This window comes from Providencia lanzhouensis, from assembly GCF_050469745.1.
In the GTDB taxonomy this organism is placed as follows: domain Bacteria; phylum Pseudomonadota; class Gammaproteobacteria; order Enterobacterales; family Enterobacteriaceae; genus Providencia; species Providencia lanzhouensis.
Window position 1 is genome coordinate 3041267 of the sequence record NZ_CP174123.1, and the last position, 21583, is coordinate 3062849.

The window sequence follows — 21583 nt, forward strand, 5'->3', positions numbered from 1 at the left end:
ACTTGGAAATTTTCCTTCCCGAAATAGGGTTTATCAGCTTGCTACTGGCGCTGTGTATCACCGGCTATCATACCCTATTGGGGTTTATCGGCGTTTTCAGGCACGTCCCGAGGCAAATGTCTCAGGGCGTGCTCTGGACGTCTTTGCAATTCACTTTTTTATTAACTGCGTTTCTCTGTTTAACCGCCAGCTTTGTATTCAGTGATTTTTCCGTTATTTATGTGGCTCAGCATAGCCACAGTTTATCCCCCCTAGTGATTAAAATTGCTGCCGTTTGGGGAGGGCACGAAGGTTCGCTGCTGCTGTGGGTTCTGTTTTTCTCTGGCTGGACTACCTTATTTGCATGGCGTTATCGCCGCCAAAATAGCCCATTTTTCCCTTTAACGTTGTGTGTACTGGCTGCTATATGCACGACGTTATTGCTGTTTGTTGTGTTCTATTCCAACCCATTTGAACGCCTGTTTCCGCCTGCAATTGAAGGTCGCGACCTCAACCCGATGCTGCAACATTGGGGACTAATTTTACACCCGCCGCTACTTTACCTTGGTTACAGCGGATTGATGCTAGTGGCAGCGTTAGTGCTCGCATCATTAATGGCGACACCTACCCTACTTCCCGAAAATTTCAGCCAGACTATTGCTCAGTTGTGTTGGCGATTTGCGGTACCAAGTTGGTGCATACTCACTAGCGGTATCATCCTCGGTTCTTGGTGGGCATACAGTGAATTAGGCTGGGGAGGATGGTGGTTTTGGGATCCTGTTGAAAACGCCTCTTTACTTCCTTGGCTTTCTGCCACGGCATTACTACACAGCTTATCTATCTATATCGCCACTGGAGCCTGTTGCTGGCGATTATCACATTAATTTTAGCGCTGCTCGGTACACTGATTGTCCGCTCTGGGATCTTAGTGTCCGTTCATGCATTTGCCTTAGATAACGTGCGTGCCGTTCCGCTATTTTTACTCTTTAGCGTTTTAAGCCTTGGTGCTCTGTTTATTTATGGTTGGAAGGCGAAATTTCCCCCTCAAGAGCCTCGGCGCAAAACATCGCGAGAAATCTATTTATTACTGACTTTGATTTTGTTTACCGCGGTTTTATGTATCGTACTGACTGGCACCTTATACCCGATGCTCTATGGTTTATTAGGGTTAGGTAAGATCTCGGTGGGGGCTCCCTATTTCAATCAGACATTACTGCCATTTGGCCTGTTGATGCTGGTGGTAATAGCGCTTGCCACGCTCAAATATCGCGATATTGCCAAGAACGGAAATCACAAACTACATCAGCGACTGTCGATGATTGTTCAGCAAAAATTCCCTGCTATTGTCGCCCACGCTGGGGTTGTGATGTTCGCTATGGGAATTGCCCTTTCCTCAACACAGAAATCAGAAATCAGCCAAAATATCGCCGTCGGGCAATCAATCTCAGTTGGCGGATATCAATTCCAATTTCAACAATTACAACTGGCAGCTGAATCTAACTACACCACCGAGAAAGCGCTGATCCACGTCAGTCAAAATGCAGGTCAAAATGGCTTTGATCTTATCACTGAACGCCGCCTGTATATGGCTCGCCAGCAACTGATGATAGAACCGGGGATCCACTGGGGATGGTTGCGATCTTGGTATGTGGTGCTGGGAGAAAAAACGGGCACTGAGCGCTATGCGATGCGTTTTTATGTACAAGAAGGCATTCAATGGATTTGGGGTGGTGGATTTGTGATGTGCTTAGGTGCGCTGATGAGTTGGTTTAGGGGGCGGAAGCATGATTAAAAAAATCGTTATGCTGTTTCTGCTCTTGTGCTCCTTGAATGTTCACGCCCAAATAGTGGATACATGGGCATTTAATTCCAATGAGGAGCAGGAATTATCCTTGCAGATTGCTTCACAACTACGTTGCCCGCAATGCCAAAACCAAAATTTATTAGAATCTAATGCACCTACCGCGGTCAGCATGCGCCATCAAGTCTTTAAAATGGTTTCTGAAGGAAAAAGTGAATCTCAGATTAAACGCTATATGACCGAGCGTTATGGTGACTTTGTTTTATATAATCCCCCATTAACGCTTAGTACCCTACTATTATGGTTACTTCCCGTATTTGCTGTTCTTTGTATTATCTTTATTTTATGGAAAACATTAAAAGTAAAAAATAAAATTAATCAGCCCATTATTTTATTAGATAATGCGATTCCATTAATAGAAAAATACAACCAGACTCACTCTGACATACAGTTATTACCGGCTATCAATAATGAAAAAACACTTCAGCATTCTCATTGGAATAAGATAAGTAACACCCTTATTCTCATCATAATCTGCATTATGATAGCGGGATATTTTTTATTACCGCGATTCCATTCAACACTTGATTTATATCAAAGACAAAATGACCCTATCTTGCTATTCACACCATTGGAGCGTGAAACGCAGGATCTACAACGTTTACAAGCAGATATTCGACAATCCCCTGAAAACAGTGAGCTTTGGGCTGTTTTAGGTGAATACTATCTTTATCAAAATAGCTATGAAAATGCCTTAATTGCCTATGGCTACGCACTCAAATATCGCGGAGAGAATGCCCAACTCTATGCCGCAATTGCCACGGTGATGTATTACCAAGCCGGACAAGTGGTTACAAATGACACACAAAAAATGATAGACAAAGCATTAAGTCTAGATAAGAATGAAGTCACCGCATTGATGTTATTAGCCTCAGATGCCTTTATCAATGCCAATTACACAACGGCGATTAATATCTGGCAAAACCTACTTGATAGTAATAATCCTAGAGTCAATCGCGCTCAAATTATTGAAGCCATTCACATGGCTAAATTAATGGAAAATAGTGGGAAACAGTGAATACAAATAATAAAGGCTCCTGAACCTTTATTACCTCGCGGTATCCATAATTGATAAAAAATAATAATAAGTTTATTTATTAAATATAATAATCTAGAAAAATATCATGACGAATAAGATGCTTTCTATCTTAGTGATTATTCTTATCGCAGGAGGATCATTTCTTGCAGGAGTAATGGCTAACTACACACCTGATTTAGATGTTATCAAGAAATCAGAGCGGGCTGTGGAAGACCTGCTGAGTTTCCCTAAAACCGTCGAATTTAAAGATGTGAAATACCATGTCATCAGAGAGACCTCTGATCGCGGTATGCTAGGCTATGTTTGTGGTCAAGTTCTGGTATTTGATGCAAAAAATAGCTATAGCTACAAACGTTTTATGGTGAAAACGTATCTAAATGAAGATGGTAGAAATGTCGTTTCTATTCCACTATTGGATAGAGACGAAATGGAGTTTCCGATCGAGGAATTTAATTATTTGTGGCGTAAAAATTGTCAGAATAGATAATTATACTTAATTGAATATTATCTATCCCCTACGAAATTAATGATTTTTCTCGGTACTTTATTTACAGCAACATGAAGGCTTGCCTGTTAATTCTGCTTCTTGGATTGGCGGGCATTTCACTGTGCCATAAGAACAAAATACGCAGCAATCCCCTTCTAATGGCTTTAATAAGACGCCGCAACCTGTACATTCATAAAACCACTGACAAGCATTGGTTGGCATCTCTTCCATTTTCAAACACCCACATTCTGGGCATGTAATTTCAGACATCAATTCAATTTTGGCTTGACTCATTTGATACTCGATAGGGTCTTTCACAATAAATAATACTATTTATCTTACAAAATCATGTTGCTCTTATCCTTGCGCCAAATTAGGTTTCCCACACAAAATAAAAATGCAGTTCCAATAGCATTTCCCGCAAGGTTGATATACAGTTTTCCACTTTTTTTAAAGCACCCTAGATTTTGGAGGCGAAATGTTTATTGGTTTTGACTACGGAACATCTAACTGCTCCGTCGCAATCATGAAAGATGGTAAACCGCAATTGTTACCCCTTGAAGGCAGCAATTTTTATATTCCATCAACCTTGTGTGCGCCGACAAGAGAATCGGTTTCAGAGCACTTATTTCGCCATCTGAATATTTCTCCGACAGACTCAGTTGGTCAGCAAATCCTCCGACGCTCTATTGCGTTTAATCAGGATGAAGGCATTGAACTGGAGCCGGAAGATATTGTTTTCGGGCAAGCTGCGCTGGACTTATATTTAAGCGATCCTCGTGATGTCTACTATGTAAAATCACCTAAGTCTTTTTTAGGTGCATCAGGCTTACACGAAACCCAAGTCAGTTTCTTCGAAGATTTAGTGTGCGCCATGATGGCAAATATCAAGCATACTGCCGAAGCAAGTACCCAACAAACCATCACTGACACCGTGATTGGTCGCCCAATTAACTTCCATGGACGTGGTGGCGAGCTAGCGAATCAGCAAGCGGAAGCTATCTTATTAAAAGCCGCTAAACGTGCTGGATTTCAGAATATTGCGTTCCAGTTTGAGCCCGTTGCCGCAGGGTTAGAGTATGAATCCACCCTCACCAAAGATCAGACCATTTTAGTGGTGGATATTGGTGGGGGAACCACCGACTGCTCACTGATCCAAATGGGGCCTAGTTACAAAGATAGCCACGATCGTACAAGTTCTTTGCTAGCACATACAGGTCAACGTGTTGGCGGAAACGATCTGGATATTTTCATTGCCTTAAAACAGTTAATGCAGCTTTTTGGTATGGAAAGCCAATATCAATCGGGAATCAAAATGCCTCTATTGCAGTTTTGGAACCCGATTGCCATTAATAATGTGGAAGCGCAAAAAGAGTTTTATTCTCGCGCGAACCTCAATGCATTAACCCGCTTACAACAAGATGCTCAAGAGCCAGCCTTGCTGGCACGTTTGCTCGAGGTTTATCACCAAACGCTGGGTTACAGCATAGTACGCAAAGCGGAAGAGGCGAAAATCGCACTCTCTGATGAGCAAAATTACTTGGCGAAAATTGCATTATCAAAAGAGCTGCTTGAAGTGAATATTGGACGTGATCAGTTAATTGATGCGATTGAATCACCAAAAAGCAAAATGATTGAGTTGGTGAAAGAAGCCGTTGTACAAGGAGGCGTTCAACCGGACGCTATTTTTGTCACCGGGGGTAGCGCTCGCTCGCCTATCTTACATCAAGCGATTCAAGAGCAACTGCCGAACATTCCTATTGTTCGTGGTGATGACTTTGGCTCGGTTACCGCTGGATTAGCCCGCTGGGCGCAAACCTGCTTTAAATAATCGACTTCCCAATGCCGTTTGTGCGGCATTGGGTTTTCACGATCCTCAACTATTCCTCGAGTAAACGCCCCTCTTTTAAGTAGCTGATTTTATTTGCCATTAACTGAGCTTCATCTTCACTATGAGTTACCAACAGTGCTGTTTGCCCCGCCGCACGTAAAATATCCCGCACTTCTTGCCCTAAGCGTTTTCGGCTATCTGGATCAAGGCTAGAAAGCGGTTCATCCAGCAACAGAACCGCTGGCTGTGGCGCTAACGCTCGTGCTAATGCAATACGCTGCTGCTGACCACCCGACATTTCGTGAGGATAGCGTTCCGCTAAACCGCTCAATTCAACCAAGGTTAATAGTTGTTGAACGCGAGCGTGTTGCTGCTCTTTAGGCTGTTTTCTTAGCCCAAATGCCACGTTCTGCGCCGCCGTTAAATGAGGAAACAAGGCATAATCTTGGAAAACCATCCCAACATTACGCTGCTCAGGCGGCAAATGAAGGTTTGGACCCGCAACACAGCGCCCACCCACGTAGATGGTTCCTTGCTCTACCTGCTCAAACCCAGCAATCGCTCTCAAGGCAGTGGTTTTTCCGCATCCTGAAGCCCCAAGTAAACAGCCAATTTCCCCAGCATCAATATGCAAAGAGAAACCATTAAGTACATGGTTACGTTGATGTTTGCTGCCATAAGAAACATGGACATTGTCAAGAACTAAGGTTGAATCAGACACCGAAGACATTCCTTAACATAATCATTTTTATTGAGACGACCGTTTTGATTGAGATGATGTCAGCTGACTGCGCGCTAGGAGGATCACAGGCAATGTCCCTGCCAGCACAATTAATAGTGCCGCAATCGCGCCCTCTTCATAGGTTCCTCGCGCTGCCTCTGCATATAATGAGGTTGCTAACGTCTCAAAATTCACCGGACGTAAAAGTAATGTGGTCGGCAACTCTTTCATCGCATCCGCAAAAACCAATAAAGCACTGGTGACAAGTGCCGGACGTAATAGCGGAAGGTGCACTCGAAAGAACGTTCGCAGCTCGCTTTCCCCTAACAGCCTTGAGGCTTGTTCCATACTCGGCGGAATACGGGTTAACCCAGCATCAATCGCCCCAATGGAGATCGCCATAAATCGAATTGAGCAGCAGATAACCAATAAAATTCCCGTAGATAACAGCGGTAATCCTCGAAAATCCAATAGCTCCGCCAGAAAATTATCCAGCGCCATACCCGGTGTTAACAAACCAATCGCTAATACCGTTCCTGGTACTGCATAACCCAGCGACGCAATTTTCATTAAGGCTCGTCGCCATTCTTGAGATGAACCAGAAATTGCACTCGCTCTGGCATACCACGCTACCACAATGCTCACCAACGTCACCACGACGGTGACACCCGCCGCTAGCAATAATGAGTTTTGTAGTGATTGCAACAGGCTGCTTGAGATTGTCATGCTGTCACTGATGCGTTTAAGGCTTTCCCATCCCAAAAAAAGTGCCGGTGCTAAAAAGCCTAACACCACCGGTAGCGCGGTGACACACGTGGCTAATATAGCTCGCCATCCAGTTAAACGCGATGGCAAGATCCCACGCATTTGCCGCCCAGTACTGTAACGCTGATTTTTTCGACCGTAATATTCTAACGCTAACAGCAAGATAATCACTGTTAACATCGAGCAGGCAATTTGCGCCGCAGCGGGTAGATCAGAGCGAGTCACCCATGTGGTGTACACCGTCACGGTCAATGTATTCACACCTAAAAATTCCGATGCGCCGATATCATTGAGGGTTTCCAGCAGAGCGAGGCTAGTACCCACTACTAAAGCAGGGCGCGCCATGGGTAACGCCACTCGGAAAAATGTTCCCGTGGAACTGAGCCCAAGGGTTCGAGCCGCTTCCAGCAAATGGGCTGGCTGGCTCATAAACATGGCTCGCATGGTCAAGTAAACATAGGGATAAAGCACCAGTCCAAGCAACAAAATGGCGCCCGTCATTGAACGAAGATCAGGGAGGCGGAATTGGCGCGGCGAGTCGTACCCTAACACGCTACGAATAAATTCTTGAATCGGTCCAATAGGATGCAGTAAATCTAACCATGCAAACGCCACAATATAGGTTGGCATCGCAAGGGGCAGTAGCAGCGCCCAGCTAAACAGCTTTCGACCAGGAAAATCAAACGCGGTCACCAGCCAGGCACACCCCGCCCCAATGGTCATCACCATGGCACCAACACCCAGCAGTAAAATTAAGGTATTTAAGGTGGCATCGGGAAGCACATAGCGCATCAAATGTTCCCAATGGCTGAATCCAGAGCTTGCGGCCAGACCCAATAAAAACAACAAAGGGGTCAGAACGCCAAGCGTAATGACCACCACGGAAAGAGTTAATGGCGAGAAACCGACGCGCGGCAGCCCGAAAGCCCCGCGCGTAGAGGTTAAGCCAGTTTTATTGATCGAATCCAACTTTATCTACCAACTGACTCGCTTGTTTACGGTATTTCACAATTTCAGTAAGTGGGAGGGTATCCACATTGATTTCCCCAATTGCGTTATTGATAGTGGCATCCAGTGGAACGCCTTTGCGAATTGGGTATTCATAGTTTGCTTGCGCGTACAGCTGTTGTGCAGGAACAGAAACCAGATATTCCATCAACTTAACCGCTTCTGCTTTATGAGGAGCATGGCGCGCAACGGCTGCACCAGTGATGTTGACGTGCGTACCGCCATCGGTAAAGGTTGGCTGAACCACTTTGATAGCATCTCCCCATTTACGTGCGTCAGTGCCCTCTTTGGCATTTTTCATGTGACCCACATAGTAAGAGTTCGCTAAACCGACATCGCAGATACCGCCAAGGATATCACGAGCGACATCACGGTCTCCGCCCGTTGCTTTACGTGCTAAGTTAGCTTTCACACCGCGTAACCACGCTTCCGTTTTCGCTTCACCGTCGTGGGCAATCATTGCTGCCACTAACGCTGTGTTATACGGGTGCTGGCCTGCGCGGATACAAATTTTGTCTTTCCATTTAGGGTCGGCTAAATCTTCATACGTGATGCTAGTTAACGGTAAATCTTTTTCCGCATACAGCACTCGAGCACGCATCGATAAACCAAACCATTGGTTATCTTTGTCGCGTAATGAAGCTGGAATAGCATCAGTTAATACTTTTGAATCAACAGGCTGCGTAACACCTGCTTCAACTAAATCGATGAGGTTACCCGCATCCACCGTCATTAATAAGTCTGCGGGAGAGTTTTTACCTTCCGCTTTGACGCGCTCTAACATGCCGTCTTTGACATAGACAGTGTTGACGTCAATGGCAGTTTCTTTGGTAAAGGCATCCAGCAGTGGCTGGATCAGCCCCGGCTCACGAGTGGTATATAACGTTAGGGAATCTTTTGCCATGGCAGGCAATGCGCAGGTAACAATAAGCGATGAGGCCAACGTAATTAAACGCGTTTTATTACGTAAAAAATACATTTTTTTCAACATGTTGCTATCTTCTCCAAGGTGAAGTGATGCTTAAACTAGTATATTGAGTATTTTTAACTGGTCGAAAAAAGTATATTGATAACCAATCTCGTTTGCAAATTATTTTCATCTGTTAATAATACGCATTAATGATTATTAAAATTTATTTATAATTTATTATTTGGCATTTATTCTTTTTTGAAGGATTTTTTGTGGGTGGTCTGGGGTCTGTATTCAGAGTTTGTAAAATAAAATCCAAGATTACCAAAACGATAATAATGACCATATTCTACAATAATATTAATAGGTTGAGGTCTCTGTGATGGGAAAATGATAAAAGATCTACTGCTCCCCTATCACAACGGATCATCCGAATTTCTGCTGAGCATATGAATCTTTATTTAACGCAAAAAGGCTCAAGATATTTCTTCTTGAGCCTTTTCATCTATCTAATTCAATTCACTAATCGTACATAAATGTCACGCCAATCACCGACTGCACTTTCCCTGCCGTCACCTGACCTTGGGTTCTTGAATATCGCGCGCTTAGTCCTAAGTTCACCGCTGAACTTCCTACTCGACCTAACTGAACGTTTTGGTTTGCTGGAATTGCATTACCATTGCGAACCATTTGGATCCCTACTCCTTTTGCGGCATTAGCACCAGACAGTGTATTAGCAAAAATATTGCTGCTCGTATCGGTTGTTCCCGTTAAATAGTAGGAGATATTTTGGCTCGAAGCACAATAGATAGATAACGGTACCGGCTGAGCGCTTCCTGGATATTCCGGTAAGTTAACGACCACATTACGCGAAGAAACATCACAACCACCAATAGGTACCACAACATCATTGTTGGCATACAAATTCCATGTAAAGGTCGATGTATTGACGTTACCGCCCCCTACTATGTTAGAACCAACTTGGTACATTACCAATGTCGCAAAGTGGGTTCCTCGGTTAACCACTACACCACCCGCCGCAGAAATTGGAGTTAAATACAATTGGGTATTCCATGCTGTGTAATTGCCCGATGGAAAATCTTGCTGGTGAGTTGGGTTAGTCAAAGGGAACGTATAGCTTGAGCCATAATACCGTAATGAGCCTCGAAAGTTATTCAATACTCCACCATAAGCGGAACCACGTATCATGTTCACTTGGTCACGTCGCGCTGATGGGTCATCGTTCTTACAAAATATTGAATTCGACAAATCGACCACTAAGTTTTGACCAGCTTGAACACTTGGCTGCAAATTAACATACGCATTAGCAGTCACTGGGCTTTGTGTGTAGCTTAAAACGTTTCCTGTTGAGTCGTAACAGGTAAAAGCATACACCGAAGAAACACCGGCAAAATAGATAAATGTGTTAACAAAGATTAATTTAACTAGCTGTTTTATATTCATAATATTGCTCACAGATACGTGTAGGTGACATCAATTGCCGCTTGGATGGTGCCTTGTGTCGCCCCGCCTCTCACCGATATTGCCCTTACCTGTAAAGGAAAACTGGTTGAAAGCGTTGCATCGCTGACTGGCATGCGTTTTTGTGCGCCGTTATTTAAATTATTGCCCGATGAATCTTGAAGTTGCAGCTGAATATTGCCTGCCGTACCTTGGTTTTTGTAGTATCCCACCGAATCAGCGACACCTTTAAAAGTCGCCATAACCACTGATGTACCAACAGGACAATTGGTCAAATCCAGCGACACCGTATGCCAATCCGATGCTGATCCCGGAGAGGTTAAATTGAACGTGTAAAGATCACCCAGATCCACATTAGCTGTCTTGGTTGATACCGTACAAGGCTTCGCAACAACGCTCCCATTAACCGTCACGGTTACGTCAGCCGCGTGTGTGGAGGTTATTGATGAAGATAACAGCCCCAAAAATAAAGCTGTCATCATTGTTGATTTATACGTCATTCATCGCATCCTCTATTTACTGGAATTCAAGCGTAAATGTGGCGGTTGCTCGAATATGCCCTGCCGTAACGGGCAATTTTGACGCCATTAAACGTGCATTGAAATTGAGCGTATTGGCTTTTCCTGCCACTAAAGGCGTCCATACAATATTATTTGAGTCCGCATTGAGGACTAATGGATTTTTAGCACTGTCTAAAATCTGAATGCCTGCCCCTGTCGCATTTGCACTACCGGGTTCTAATGCCAGCAAGGTTTTGTTACTCGAGTCTGCAATACCGACAAACCCAACCTTGACCGCCGTTACCGCAGAACCGCAAGGTGTTAGCTCAATACGAAACGGCACTGTTGGCGTCACTTCCCCCACTGAGTGCAGCTGTTTCACCGCATTCAGGAGCAAATCCACCACTTGATTTTGTGAACCAGGAGCCACGGCACAAGTGTTATCTCGTACATTGCCTGTAATGTTAATGGTGCTATCCGCCGCCAATGCATTGGAACACAAGCACAAAGAGGTCAACATTGAGGCAAAGAAAATATTCGATTTATCAAACACTATGGGCTCCTTAGAGGCACTCGGCACTATACTTACTGAGGATTTCATATTGGCTTTCTGCTGGCAGTGTGTAATTGACCTTACACTGAGCATCCGCTCCATCTCCCCAACGTGCGATTAATTGTCCGGTTAACGGCAAACCAGTTAAGTAAACTTGCCCATCTTCCGCCACAATGTTGCCACCACTATTTTCACCAAAAGAAACAACCGAACCGAATGGCACTGGTTTTCCATGGCGAGTTAATGTCATCAGAACTTTGACCCCAACTTTCGGTTGGAAATCAGCGCGAACGACAGCACCACGAGTTGGCACCACATTCAAGACAGGATCATCCAGATCCACGTTGTTCGCCAACGTATTGGTATTCAAAGCAATACGGTTTTCACGATATTCAGTGGCATAAGGTAATACCGCATAGCCCCGCCAGTCAGTCTCAACCCCTGTTTGGTTTTCGACTTTCACATGTCCCGCACCTGGCGCTTTCACTAATACCACGGTATCGTTCATTGGCTGGCTCAGCGTTAATCCATTTTCATGAGCTAAGACGCCCCCACTCACACCGTAGTAAACTTGGCGAATGTTATCGGCATAGCTATAACCGACGTTGGCATTTCCATAAGCCCCGCGATAGTTCAGTGACGTATAGCCTGTCCCCGAAGAGTTACCTTGACCACCACCAGCATACCCGGCTTGAACGCTATAACTTAAGTTATTGTCTTCCAATAACGTTCCGTATAAACCGGCGGTGTTGTTTACGCGACCTTTGAGATCGTGAGAAACGTTGTAACTTGCGCTGGCATTACGCCAGATAGACTGACTGTCCGAACGTAACCAATGGCTAAAAGGAATGTTGACGTTCAATGCCAGCATTTGGTCGTTGCCATCCTGCCATGAGTTTTTGGACAGACTGTAACTTAATCCCCAACTAATCCCTTTAATCAGTGTGTTAATCCCTACCTGTAATTGCTTATCCGCTTTACTGGTATTCCAATACGTTTCATGACTTCCCGTCACATACATAGTGGATTGCTCACCCAACTGCTGGGTTAGAGTTAACTGAATTTTTTCGCGCTTGTTATAAGCTAAGTTGTAATAGTCAGAAAACTTAGGTGTCACTTGGATAATGCCGTCTTGCGTCGCAAGGTTATACCCTGACATCCGTTTGTACGTCGTATCCGCAAATGAGTAGTAACCCTTTGTTGAATACCGATAACCCGCCAGCTGAATAATCGTGCCCGTTTCATTCAGAGATTTGTTATATAAGAAACGAATTGACTGACCTTGATGGTTGCTGTCATCCGGTAATTTGGCATTGGCATGGGTAATATCGATAGATAGCGCCCCAAAGACACCGATATTTTTACCTATCCCTGCGTTAAAAGCTTGGTAACGATTGGCTAACTGAGTTCCACCATAGAGCGTCCAGCCATATGACAAACCGTGCAGTAACGTGGTTTGTAAGAATGTCGGTTTTTCCTGATTGCCGCTTCCCGAACGGTAATCCCCTACAGTGACGGCATATTGAGTATGCCCTTCACGTTGGAGCAACGGAACGGATGAATATGGCACGGTGAAGCTCTGTACGGATCCATCCGCTTCCGTGATCGTCACATGCAAATCACCACTATTCCCCGCAGAATAGAGATCGTTAATCACAAACGGTCCCGGTGGGAATGTGTTGCGATAGATCTCATAACCATTTTGCTTAACAGAGACATCCGCTGTACCGCGAGCGATCCCTCGGATCACGGGCGCAAATCCTTTTTGGCTTTCAGGCAGCATATTATCGTCCGAGGCTAATTGAATGCCTCGGAAGTTAACACTGTCGAAAATTTCTCCCGGAGTGTAGCTATCACCCAGTGTTAAACGAGAGCGGATCACATTGATGCCACGCTCTAAATAGGTATTGATATGCTCCCAGCGAGTTTCGCTATTTGCTGTGCCTGTGCTGTGGCTCCATGTGGAGTTATCCCGTAAGCGCCACGCACCAAAGTTTAAACCACTTTGTAGATTCAAATAGTTATAGCTACTGTGCTTTCCGTCTTGATTACGTGCGCTGCTTCCCGTCAGGCTATAGTTTAAAATCCCTGCCGTGATCCCTGAATCCCAAAGCTCTGGAGGAATAAAACCTCGCGCTTTGTCTTTCATAAACAGTTGTGGAACGGTGATATATAACCGTTGCAAGCCCACATCAAATCTCGCCGTTGAATCCTTCACGGTGGATGATAATGGTTCACAGGTATCTTTGGGCTTCGTCTGTAATTCTGGCAGCGCTAATGTATTGATCCCCATCTTGGCCAATTCATTAGGCGTCAAACAAGGGGACAGCTGTTTATCATTTTTATCCAGAACAAAATTCACATCCCGGGTGAGTAAATAGCCATCATTAAGATAAACATCAACACGATAAGTCCCTTCAGGAACTTCTTGCCCTTGTTCAAACGCAGATAAATCTGCGACTGCTGAAGGATCATCCGCTAAGAAACGAGGGTTAAAATATAACTCTGCCGTCGCCCATGTTGGATAAAGGCATGCGCCTATCAAGAATGCCAGCGGAACCAAAGGAAAATGGCGTTCGAATCTGCATCCCAAAAATGATCCTTTTTTTGAAATTAATAGCCCTTTTTCAGATGTCAGATGTGACATGTCCCCTCCGCTCAACAATGTTGCTCAGCAAATTTCCAATTTGGAATGATGTTTAATTATTTTCGAGAAATAAAAACGTAAGTTTTTACTGCATTTTTCCTGTCATTTTCGGCGTTAGTGCGCCGTAATCATTAATGGTTTGGTAGCTAATAGCACCATTTCCATTGGAAGGAACATTCACTGACGCATCACCAAATGGAGGAACAAGCACGTTATCCAATTTTGCTGCACCGATTTTTAAATCTGTAACTGTGGCAAAATAAGGCGTTGGGTTAACCACAATCAGTGAGCTACCTTGGCGCTTAAAGCGTAATTCTTCAGCCACTTTATCCGGCGCAATAGAGAGACCTGTAGGACGGTAATACAATTTAATGCGGCTAATAATCGCTAACTGCAACGTATTCTCGCTCATGTTCGCTTTGTCCATTGCTGGAATCGCTTTCACATTCAGCCAAAACAGCGTTTCTCTATCTTTCGGTAATTGGTTATTGGTCGCATCAATAATGCGCAATGTATTTTCTTTAACGCCTTTCATCGTAAAAAGAGGCGGAGTGATCGCAAATTGGCTATCTTTTTGACCATTGGCATTTTCAACCCACGATTGGATCAGAAAAACGCCCTTTTCATCATTATTGGTCACGGCAAGTTGAACCTGCTTTTGATCCGCAGGATAAATCACTCGCGTTGCACCTAATGCAACACCTGCATAAACCTGAGTGGATACGGTCGAACAGAGTAAAAGTAATAAGGCGGTAATGAACTTATATGTTTTTCTGGTTTTCATGTTTACATCTGTCCTTTTTTTACTAAAAAATGAAATAAATATGTCACTGTCTTTTTCGATATTTTTATTCATAAGTCAGTGAGAATAGTGCTTGAGCATTCGCTTTTCCGCCCATGATGTTCTCGCTTGTCGAGCGATACTTAGCAACAAAGTGCAATGTCATATCCCCATCACGCAGATTCGCCACTTTACGTGGAGCACTATTCACCGGAATTAAGGTATTTTTTGAATCAAAAATGGCAACTCCCACACCTTTCGCGGTGTTAGGCCCATCACCGATGGAAAAAATATCTGGGTTCCTTTCATTAGCCACACCGTTGAAGGTAATGGATACATACTCGCTAACTGCATTGCTACACTCTCGGAGGTGAAGATCAAACGCAGTCGGTGCTGAATCTTGACCTGGAGCCTTGAATGCATTGGTGCGCACTTGTCCCATATTCACTACCAAATTACGGTCTGAAGTTTCAACAGTGCAGCCTTCTGCAATTAATTCCCCTTGAAAGCGCATCCCACCACCAGGAAGTTGAACTTTCCATTTATTCCCAGCGTGCAAAAATGGAGAAAACAGAAGGAGTGAAACTGCCAGCAGCTCTCTCATAAACTTCCACCTTTTGGTTCGTGAATAAAAGCCATCCTTGGCTTATCAAATGGGATATCCCTAATCCTTTTTAGTGATTACTCGTATTGAACAGCGAAGGTTGCATCTGCGTTAGCAACACCAGCAGTTGTTGCACCAAGTGCGAAGTAACGAGCTTGGAATGGCAGAACGTTTGCACCGTCATTCAGAGTGATAGGGTTACTGAATGTTGCACCATCCAGACCCAGAGGCGCGCTCTTACCATCTAAAATTTGGATACCAACGTTAGTCGCTGCACCTGAAGCTGAAGAAGCTATAGATAAAACAGTTGGGTTAGTTGCATTTGCAGCAACACCGGCAAAGGCAACTTTTGCAGAAGTAGCAACTGTTGTATCACAGTCGTTTAATTGGATGTTGAAACCAACAGAACCACTGGTATCGCCCAATTTAGCTAATTTAGCTGTACGAACTTGACCTAAACGAACAGTTTGCTCTACAGAACCAGCATCAACAGCACACGCTGCATTCACTAGCTCACCTTTAAAGTGTACCTGGCCGCCGTTTACGGTTGTTGTTGCAGCCATTGCAGCGACTGAACCTAAAGATAAAGCTGAAATAACAACAAGTGCTAGTGATTTAACTTTCATAATATTTCCTTATGTATATTTATTAAGTACAACTTGATAGAAAAAAACAAATACAGACTTCATGACACCATAATTAAAACGACCGAATTTAATTAAATTGCCTAAAACAATTTAATTAAATTTGAATGATTTTAAAAAATAAGGGCCTGTCACTCTATTTTCGAGTGTTTGTATACACTAGAATCAAACAGATACTTCATTTTTTCGAAGAAAACATCAATATCTCGACTACTCATCTCAAGTGCATTAAATAGTATGATAAGCTTGTCAAATGATATATTATTCACACCGTTTTCATATCGAGATATTTGCTGTTGGCTTACATTAATACGCTTTGCCAATTCACTTCCTGTTAATCCTGTGCGCCTACGGTAGTCTTTTAACATCCTGCCAATATTATTTGATAATGGTTCATAGTCTCGCATTTCAAACCTCTCAGATCATATTTCGCTGATTATTTTTTTATATTATCGATATAGGAAAATACGCTTCAGCTGTTATTAAGTTATAGAATTAAAACTGTAGTTAAAAATTGTTTTTTTCGATCGAAAAAGAGCTATTTGATATACGCAGGCTATCAATCATAAATATTAATTCATTTAAATCAATAAATAATCAAATATGAGTAAAATAATAAAACATAAAAATCAACACTTTATGAGAATCTAAAAATACCAAAATAAATAATTGAAGATATTTCTTTAAATGAAATAAGGCGCGCATAACACGATATACATGTTAAATAGACACAATAATTTACAATAAGGACCATTATATAAAAATAAAACCGTTAATTAATGAAAAGCAATAACCACAAAATTACAATTAATTCGCAAAGATAAAAATAAAAACAAATCAAAAAAAGATAATCAATATTAGAATATCAAATAATTTATAATAAAACAGCATAAAATACCAATAACCCCAAACCCCAAACCCCAAACCCCAAACCCCAATTACGAGTTGAAAACAACTTTCAATAAAAACAAAAAACTGAATTCATTATAGCTGCATATAAGAATAATCCTAGTAAGAGTTAAATAAATATGTAAGTAATTATTACATCCACTATTTCACCTTTATTTCGTGTTTTTGATTATATTATTTAAATTAAATTTAATAATTTTATAACCTTGTGTGTTAAATAACCAAGAACACATAAAAAAACATCAAAAAAACCTATTCATTAATTAAAAACTATTTATTTAATGATTTATTTCACTCGAGTCATTGAACTAAACGAACAAGATACACATTAAAGATAGTTTAGAAATAGTAATACAATTGATCAGTATAAATACTAGGTAATATTGAATGAATTATTTATAGAGCTCCTAGGAACGCTGGCTCGCCAATGTTGTGTGAGTTGAGCCGATAGGATTAGAAAATGATTGGATAAGAAAAGCAGTAAAGATACTCGGAATAACAGAAGGGAAATCGGTGTTATTTAGAAATGTCGTTGATATGCCTTTAGAGGATCAAATAAACCACCCACATAGGGGTGGTTAGAATTTAAAACAATTAGGATACTGCACTTACCTTCTCTAAAATTACTGGAATATTTTTATACGCAGGAATACCACATTGAGGGTCAAAGTTATCAAGTGCTATCAAATTATTTGCTTCAGGAAAATAAGTGGCAACACAGCGATCAGCCATATCATAGATAACCACTTTTAGGTTATCTAAACGACGTTTAGTCCTATTTTGCCGATTATCTAAGGCAATAACATTGACTCTATCACCAGCAGATAATTTTTGTTTTTTTGCCTGAGCTTCACTGATAAAAATGACGTCTCTCTGTCCAAAAACACCACGATAGCGGTCATTCATTCCATAAATAGTTGTATTGTACTGGTCATGACTACGTATAGTTGCCAAAACTAATTCGCTATGTGTCGCAGACTCTGGATCTTCAATGACACCTTCAGTTGTTATAAAGTTTGCTTTACCTGATTGAGTTAACCACTTACGCTGAGCCGCTGCATTTGTTAAATGAAAGCCTCCAGGAATTCGGATTCTTTTATTGTAATCTTCAAAACCTGGTAATACAGCTTCCATTGCATCACGAATTTTATCGTAATCATCAATGAAATCATCCCATTCAACTTTTGAGTTAGGAATCGTCGCTTTGGCAAGACCAGCAACAATTGCACATTCCGATTTTAAATATGGGCTAGCAGGTTTTAGCTTGCCATGTGAAGCATGTACCATTGACATAGAATCCTCAACAGTAATGCTTTGCGGACCTGATTTTTGAATATCTACTTCTGTACGACCTAATACAGGAAATAAAAATGTATTCTTTGCCGTCAACAAATGTGATCGATTAAGTTTGGTCCCAATATGAACAGCCATATCAAGTTTTTTCATTCCGCTGTAGCATGCATCTTTATCTGGCATAGCAACTGCAAGGTTTCCCCCCATACAAATCAATGCGTTTACTTTGCCTTCAGAGATTGCTTGCATGCTAGCCACGGCTGCATGACCAAAAGCGATAGGAGGCTTAAAACCAAAGCGTTGCTCAATTTTGTCGATAAAAGATTGGCTTGGTTTTTCGGTTATTCCAACAGTACGATCGCCTTGCACATTAGAATGCCCTCTCAATGGGCAAATTCCCGCACCATCTCGACCAATATTACCTTTCAATAATAAAAGATTGATTAGTTGCTGAATATTTTGAGTACCATGCTGGTGCTGCGTAATTCCCATGCCATAACAGATAATGGTATTTTTTGCCTCGATATAAAGTTGAGCAATTTGTTCTATTTCATCACGAGTCATGCCACTCACCGATAAAATATCATCCCAAGAAGTAGTGAGCACATCTTGCTTAAGGTTATCAAAACCAACGGTATGAGTACTTATAAATTCACTATCTAATATAGGCGCTTGACCTCTTGCTATAGCCGCATCGTGGTACTCAATAATAATGCGAATGACACCTTTAATTAATGCAGTATCTCCACCGATTCTAACTTTATAGTAATATCCTGCGAGAGGCGTGGACTCTAGCGTCAACATTTCAATTGGATCTTGCGGATAAGCAAATCGTTCTAATCCTCTTTCTTTTAAAGGGTTAATTGCGATAATTTTGGCACCTCGTTTTGATACTTCACGAAGTGAGCTGAGCATTCGAGGATGATTAGTTCCTGGATTATGTCCAATACAAATTACTAAATCAGCCTTGTCAAAATCATCAAGTAATACCGTACCTTTACCCACACCTATTGAGGCTGCAAGACCGACACTTGTCGGCTCATGGCACATATTTGAACAATCCGGAAAATTGTTAGTTCCATACTCTCTGGCAAAAAGCTGATATAAAAACGCAGCTTCATTTGAAGTTCGACCTGAAGTATAAAATTCAACCGAATTAGGATCTGAGTAATTTGATAACCGCTGACCTATTTGAGCAAAAGCATCGTTCCATTCAATTTTTTCATAGCGATCTGTTTGCTCATTATATTTCATTGGGTGAGTTAGACGACCTTCATTTTCCAAGTCATAGTCATCCCACGTTAACAATTCACTAACGGTATGTTTCGCAAAGAACTCAAGTGTTGCTCTCTTTGCCGTGGCTTCCCATGCCATCGCTTTTGCACCATTTTCACAGACATCAAACGATGCACTATGTTTAGGGTCAGGCCATGCACAACCGGGGCAGTCAAAACCTTGAGGCTTATTCATTTCAAACATAGTAATAATATCGGGTACAATATCCATCTGCTCGCGTATAGCTTCAGCGACAGCTTTAACTGCTCCCCAGCCTGCCGCAGGTCCAGTGTAATTTTCGATTTTTTCTTTCATTTTCATTACTCTTTTAAATTTAAATGTAACAAGAAATAAACGTTATTTTATTACAGTGTAATTATGATTAATGTGGAGTGACGAATACCGACTTATCTTTTTTTGAATATAATTCAAAAATAAAATGTTATTTCATAGATAACATATCAAATAGGATTATTAATAATAAGGAATTATCTTCCATTAATAACTTTTATTTTATTGGCTATAGATTAAAACTCTAATGAATTAAAAAAACATAACATTATCAAATGAATACGGGATTTTATATACATAATCTTGCTCTATTTTAAACAAAAAGGACGTTTTTCAATATAATATAATTCAATTAATGAAGTGTTAAATAACAAAATTAACAGTTAAATATTATATGGTTTAGTTTGAGCAGAAAGCACCATATTCATCACCTAACAAGGATATCAACATCCAAAACCCACAACTATTTTAGGTATTAATGATGAATTACCTTATAGTTGAATAGGTAGACGTTAATTGAACGAAGAAAGGCTAAAATCAGCTGATTCAATGAATTTCAGGCATAAAAAAAGACATCCTGTGATGTCTATTGATATGCGCTTGCTTGAGAATGGTACGCCCTACAGGATTCGAACCTGTGACCTACGGCTTAGAAGGCCGTTGCTCTATCCAACTGAGCTAAGGGCGCATTGTGTGCGCAAACAGCCTATCTGGCTGATGGCGTTGAATTATACGGTTGCTGAGCGCCGAGTCAATGGCTTTTCACTACTTAAATAACGATATGCTTACTTTATCTATCAGATAGACCTGACATTGCTAGCAAGTTCTGACAAAATAGAGGCATCCCCCGTGTCTCATATATGGATTAAGTTACAGATGTTAGCAAAAATTATTGATGGGAAAACGATTGCGCAAGCAATTAGACAGGAAGTTGCTCAAAAAGTACAAACTCGTATTGCCAATGGTAAACGAGCTCCCGGGCTTGCCGTTATTCTCGTAGGCGCTAACCCCGCTTCTCAAATTTATGTTGGCAGTAAGCGACGTGCTTGCGAAGAAGTTGGCTTTATTTCTCGCTCCTATGATTTACCAGACACGACGACTGAAGCTGAACTACTCAAGCTTATTGATGACCTTAACCAAGATAATGAAATTGATGGCATCTTAGTTCAGTTACCATTACCTGCTGGCATTGATAACGTCAAAGTGATTGAACGCATTCATCCCGATAAAGACGTCGATGGTTTTCACCCTTATAACGTCGGTCGTTTATGCCAACGTGCGCCTCGCCTGCGTCCTTGCACCCCAAGAGGGATTGTTACCTTACTTGAGCGTTATGACATTAATACTTATGGTTTAAACGCCGTTATCATTGGCGCATCAAATATTGTTGGTCGTCCGATGAGCCTTGAATTATTATTAGCGGGCTGCACCACCACCGTTACTCATCGCTTTACCAAAGATCTCGAACAGCATGTCCGTAATGCGGATTTACTAGTCGTGGCTGTGGGTAAACCTAACTTTATTCCAGGCGAATGGATCAAACCGGGCGCTATCGTTATCGATGTCGGTATTAACCGCTTAGAAAATGGCAAAGTGACTGGAGATGTTGATTTCGATGAAGCGTCAAAACGCGCTGCATGGATCACGCCAGTTCCGGGCGGTGTTGGGCCAATGACCGTGGCTACACTGATTCAAAACACGCTACAGGCGTGCGAAGAGTACCACGATATTTAATGTAATTTGGAGTCACAATGGATATTTTTCATCTTGATGGTCATCCCCATATCGAGTTATGCGACCTGCTAAAAATTGAAGGTTGGGCAGAAAGTGGCGCGATGGCAAAATCAATGATTGCTGATGGCTTAGTGCAAGTTGATGGTGTTGTTGAAACACGCAAACGCTGCAAAATTGTCGCAGGCAAAGTCGTTTCTATGGGAAGCGAACAAATCAAGGTACAAGAGTAGTTCTCACTGCATCCTTGATAGAGGTAAGCTGAGCCCTAT

The 21583-nt window shown here is 42.1% G+C and carries 18 protein-coding genes, 1 tRNA gene and 1 pseudogene; 6 read left to right on the forward strand and 14 right to left on the reverse strand.

All coding sequences use genetic code 11. From position 1 onward, the window contains the following. The first annotated feature begins 2 nt into the window (after positions 1–2). The 3 genes and pseudogenes from ACIH2S_RS14435 to ACIH2S_RS14445 all read left to right on the forward strand — a co-directional run bounded on the left by ACIH2S_RS14435 (position 3) and on the right by ACIH2S_RS14445 (position 3366). Positions 3–1771 (forward strand): annotated as a pseudogene (locus ACIH2S_RS14435) (heme lyase CcmF/NrfE family subunit). After that, the gene (gene nrfF, locus ACIH2S_RS14440; protein WP_036952112.1) at positions 1764–2858 is read left to right on the forward strand and encodes a heme lyase NrfEFG subunit NrfF; all 1095 of its coding nucleotides are present in this window, start codon (positions 1764–1766) and stop codon (positions 2856–2858) included. The pseudogene ACIH2S_RS14435 and the gene nrfF overlap by 8 nt, the downstream one beginning before the upstream one ends. 106 nt (positions 2859–2964) lie before the next feature. Next, a complete protein-coding gene (locus tag ACIH2S_RS14445) occupies positions 2965–3366 on the forward strand; it encodes a hypothetical protein (protein ID WP_036952113.1) in 402 nt (133 codons plus the stop codon). A gap of 57 nt (positions 3367–3423) precedes the next feature. Here ACIH2S_RS14445 and ACIH2S_RS14450 read toward each other — a convergent pair whose 3' ends face one another. Continuing rightward, positions 3424–3660 carry a GDCCVxC domain-containing (seleno)protein gene (locus ACIH2S_RS14450; RefSeq protein ID WP_036952115.1) on the reverse strand — a complete coding sequence of 79 codons (237 nt, stop codon included), beginning with the start codon at positions 3658–3660 and terminating at the stop codon, positions 3424–3426. Between the two features lie 184 nt (positions 3661–3844). On the opposite strand from ACIH2S_RS14450, the gene yegD reads away from it, so the two are divergent. Then, on the forward strand, positions 3845–5197 hold the full coding sequence (gene yegD, locus ACIH2S_RS14455; RefSeq protein ID WP_036952117.1) for a molecular chaperone: 1353 nt from the start codon (positions 3845–3847) through the stop codon (positions 5195–5197). A gap of 49 nt (positions 5198–5246) precedes the next feature. Here the strand turns inward: yegD and ACIH2S_RS14460 are convergent, their stop codons facing one another. The 13 genes from ACIH2S_RS14460 to ACIH2S_RS14520 form a co-directional block, all read right to left on the reverse strand. Next, positions 5247–5918 (reverse strand): ABC transporter ATP-binding protein, encoded by a 672-nt coding sequence (locus tag ACIH2S_RS14460; protein WP_036952118.1) that lies wholly within the window; start codon positions 5916–5918, stop codon positions 5247–5249. A 27-nt stretch (positions 5919–5945) separates the two neighbouring features. Next, the gene (locus tag ACIH2S_RS14465; RefSeq protein WP_108478310.1) at positions 5946–7652 is read right to left on the reverse strand and encodes an ABC transporter permease; all 1707 of its coding nucleotides are present in this window, start codon (positions 7650–7652) and stop codon (positions 5946–5948) included. After that, a complete protein-coding gene (locus ACIH2S_RS14470) occupies positions 7636–8670 on the reverse strand; it encodes a Fe(3+) ABC transporter substrate-binding protein (RefSeq protein WP_036952248.1) in 1035 nt (344 codons plus the stop codon). The genes ACIH2S_RS14465 and ACIH2S_RS14470 overlap by 17 nt, the downstream gene beginning before the upstream one ends. A 453-nt stretch (positions 8671–9123) precedes the next feature. Next, positions 9124–10065: a fimbrial protein gene (locus tag ACIH2S_RS14475; protein ID WP_108478311.1), complete on the reverse strand. Its 942-nt coding sequence runs from the start codon at positions 10063–10065 to the stop codon at positions 9124–9126. Positions 10066–10073: 8 nt separating this feature from the next. Beyond that, complete coding sequence (locus tag ACIH2S_RS14480) at positions 10074–10565, reverse strand: fimbrial protein (RefSeq protein WP_036952250.1); 492 nt, start codon at positions 10563–10565, stop codon at positions 10074–10076. A gap of 34 nt (positions 10566–10599) precedes the next feature. After that, positions 10600–11103: a fimbrial protein gene (locus ACIH2S_RS14485; protein WP_132496805.1), complete on the reverse strand. Its 504-nt coding sequence runs from the start codon at positions 11101–11103 to the stop codon at positions 10600–10602. A gap of 43 nt (positions 11104–11146) precedes the next feature. Then, positions 11147–13783, reverse strand: a complete 2637-nt coding sequence (locus ACIH2S_RS14490; RefSeq protein WP_154600065.1) for a fimbrial biogenesis usher protein — start codon at positions 13781–13783, stop codon at positions 11147–11149. An 85-nt stretch (positions 13784–13868) separates the two neighbouring features. After that, entirely contained in the window at positions 13869–14567 is a 699-nt protein-coding gene (locus ACIH2S_RS14495) for a fimbria/pilus periplasmic chaperone (protein ID WP_036952256.1), read from the reverse strand. 64 nt (positions 14568–14631) lie between these two features. Next, positions 14632–15168: a fimbrial protein gene (locus tag ACIH2S_RS14500; RefSeq protein ID WP_154600066.1), complete on the reverse strand. Its 537-nt coding sequence runs from the start codon at positions 15166–15168 to the stop codon at positions 14632–14634. A gap of 77 nt (positions 15169–15245) precedes the next feature. Then, positions 15246–15794 carry a type 1 fimbrial major subunit FimA gene (fimA, locus tag ACIH2S_RS14505; protein WP_108478313.1) on the reverse strand — a complete coding sequence of 183 codons (549 nt, stop codon included), beginning with the start codon at positions 15792–15794 and terminating at the stop codon, positions 15246–15248. A gap of 149 nt (positions 15795–15943) precedes the next feature. Continuing rightward, a complete protein-coding gene (locus tag ACIH2S_RS14510) occupies positions 15944–16219 on the reverse strand; it encodes a helix-turn-helix domain-containing protein (RefSeq protein WP_036952128.1) in 276 nt (91 codons plus the stop codon). Positions 16220–17315: 1096 nt separating this feature from the next. Beyond that, a complete protein-coding gene (locus ACIH2S_RS14515) occupies positions 17316–19604 on the reverse strand; it encodes an FdhF/YdeP family oxidoreductase (protein WP_036952130.1) in 2289 nt (762 codons plus the stop codon). 587 nt (positions 19605–20191) lie between these two features. Continuing rightward, a tRNA-Arg gene (locus tag ACIH2S_RS14520) sits at positions 20192–20268 on the reverse strand. A gap of 188 nt (positions 20269–20456) precedes the next feature. Between ACIH2S_RS14520 and folD the strand changes: the two genes are divergently transcribed. Together folD and ybcJ are read left to right on the forward strand one after the other, a co-directional pair. After that, positions 20457–21314 (forward strand): bifunctional methylenetetrahydrofolate dehydrogenase/methenyltetrahydrofolate cyclohydrolase FolD, encoded by an 858-nt coding sequence (gene folD, locus ACIH2S_RS14525; RefSeq protein ID WP_036952132.1) that lies wholly within the window; start codon positions 20457–20459, stop codon positions 21312–21314. Between the two features lie 17 nt (positions 21315–21331). After that, positions 21332–21544 (forward strand): ribosome-associated protein YbcJ, encoded by a 213-nt coding sequence (ybcJ, locus tag ACIH2S_RS14530; RefSeq protein WP_108478314.1) that lies wholly within the window; start codon positions 21332–21334, stop codon positions 21542–21544. Positions 21545–21583 lie beyond the last annotated feature (39 nt).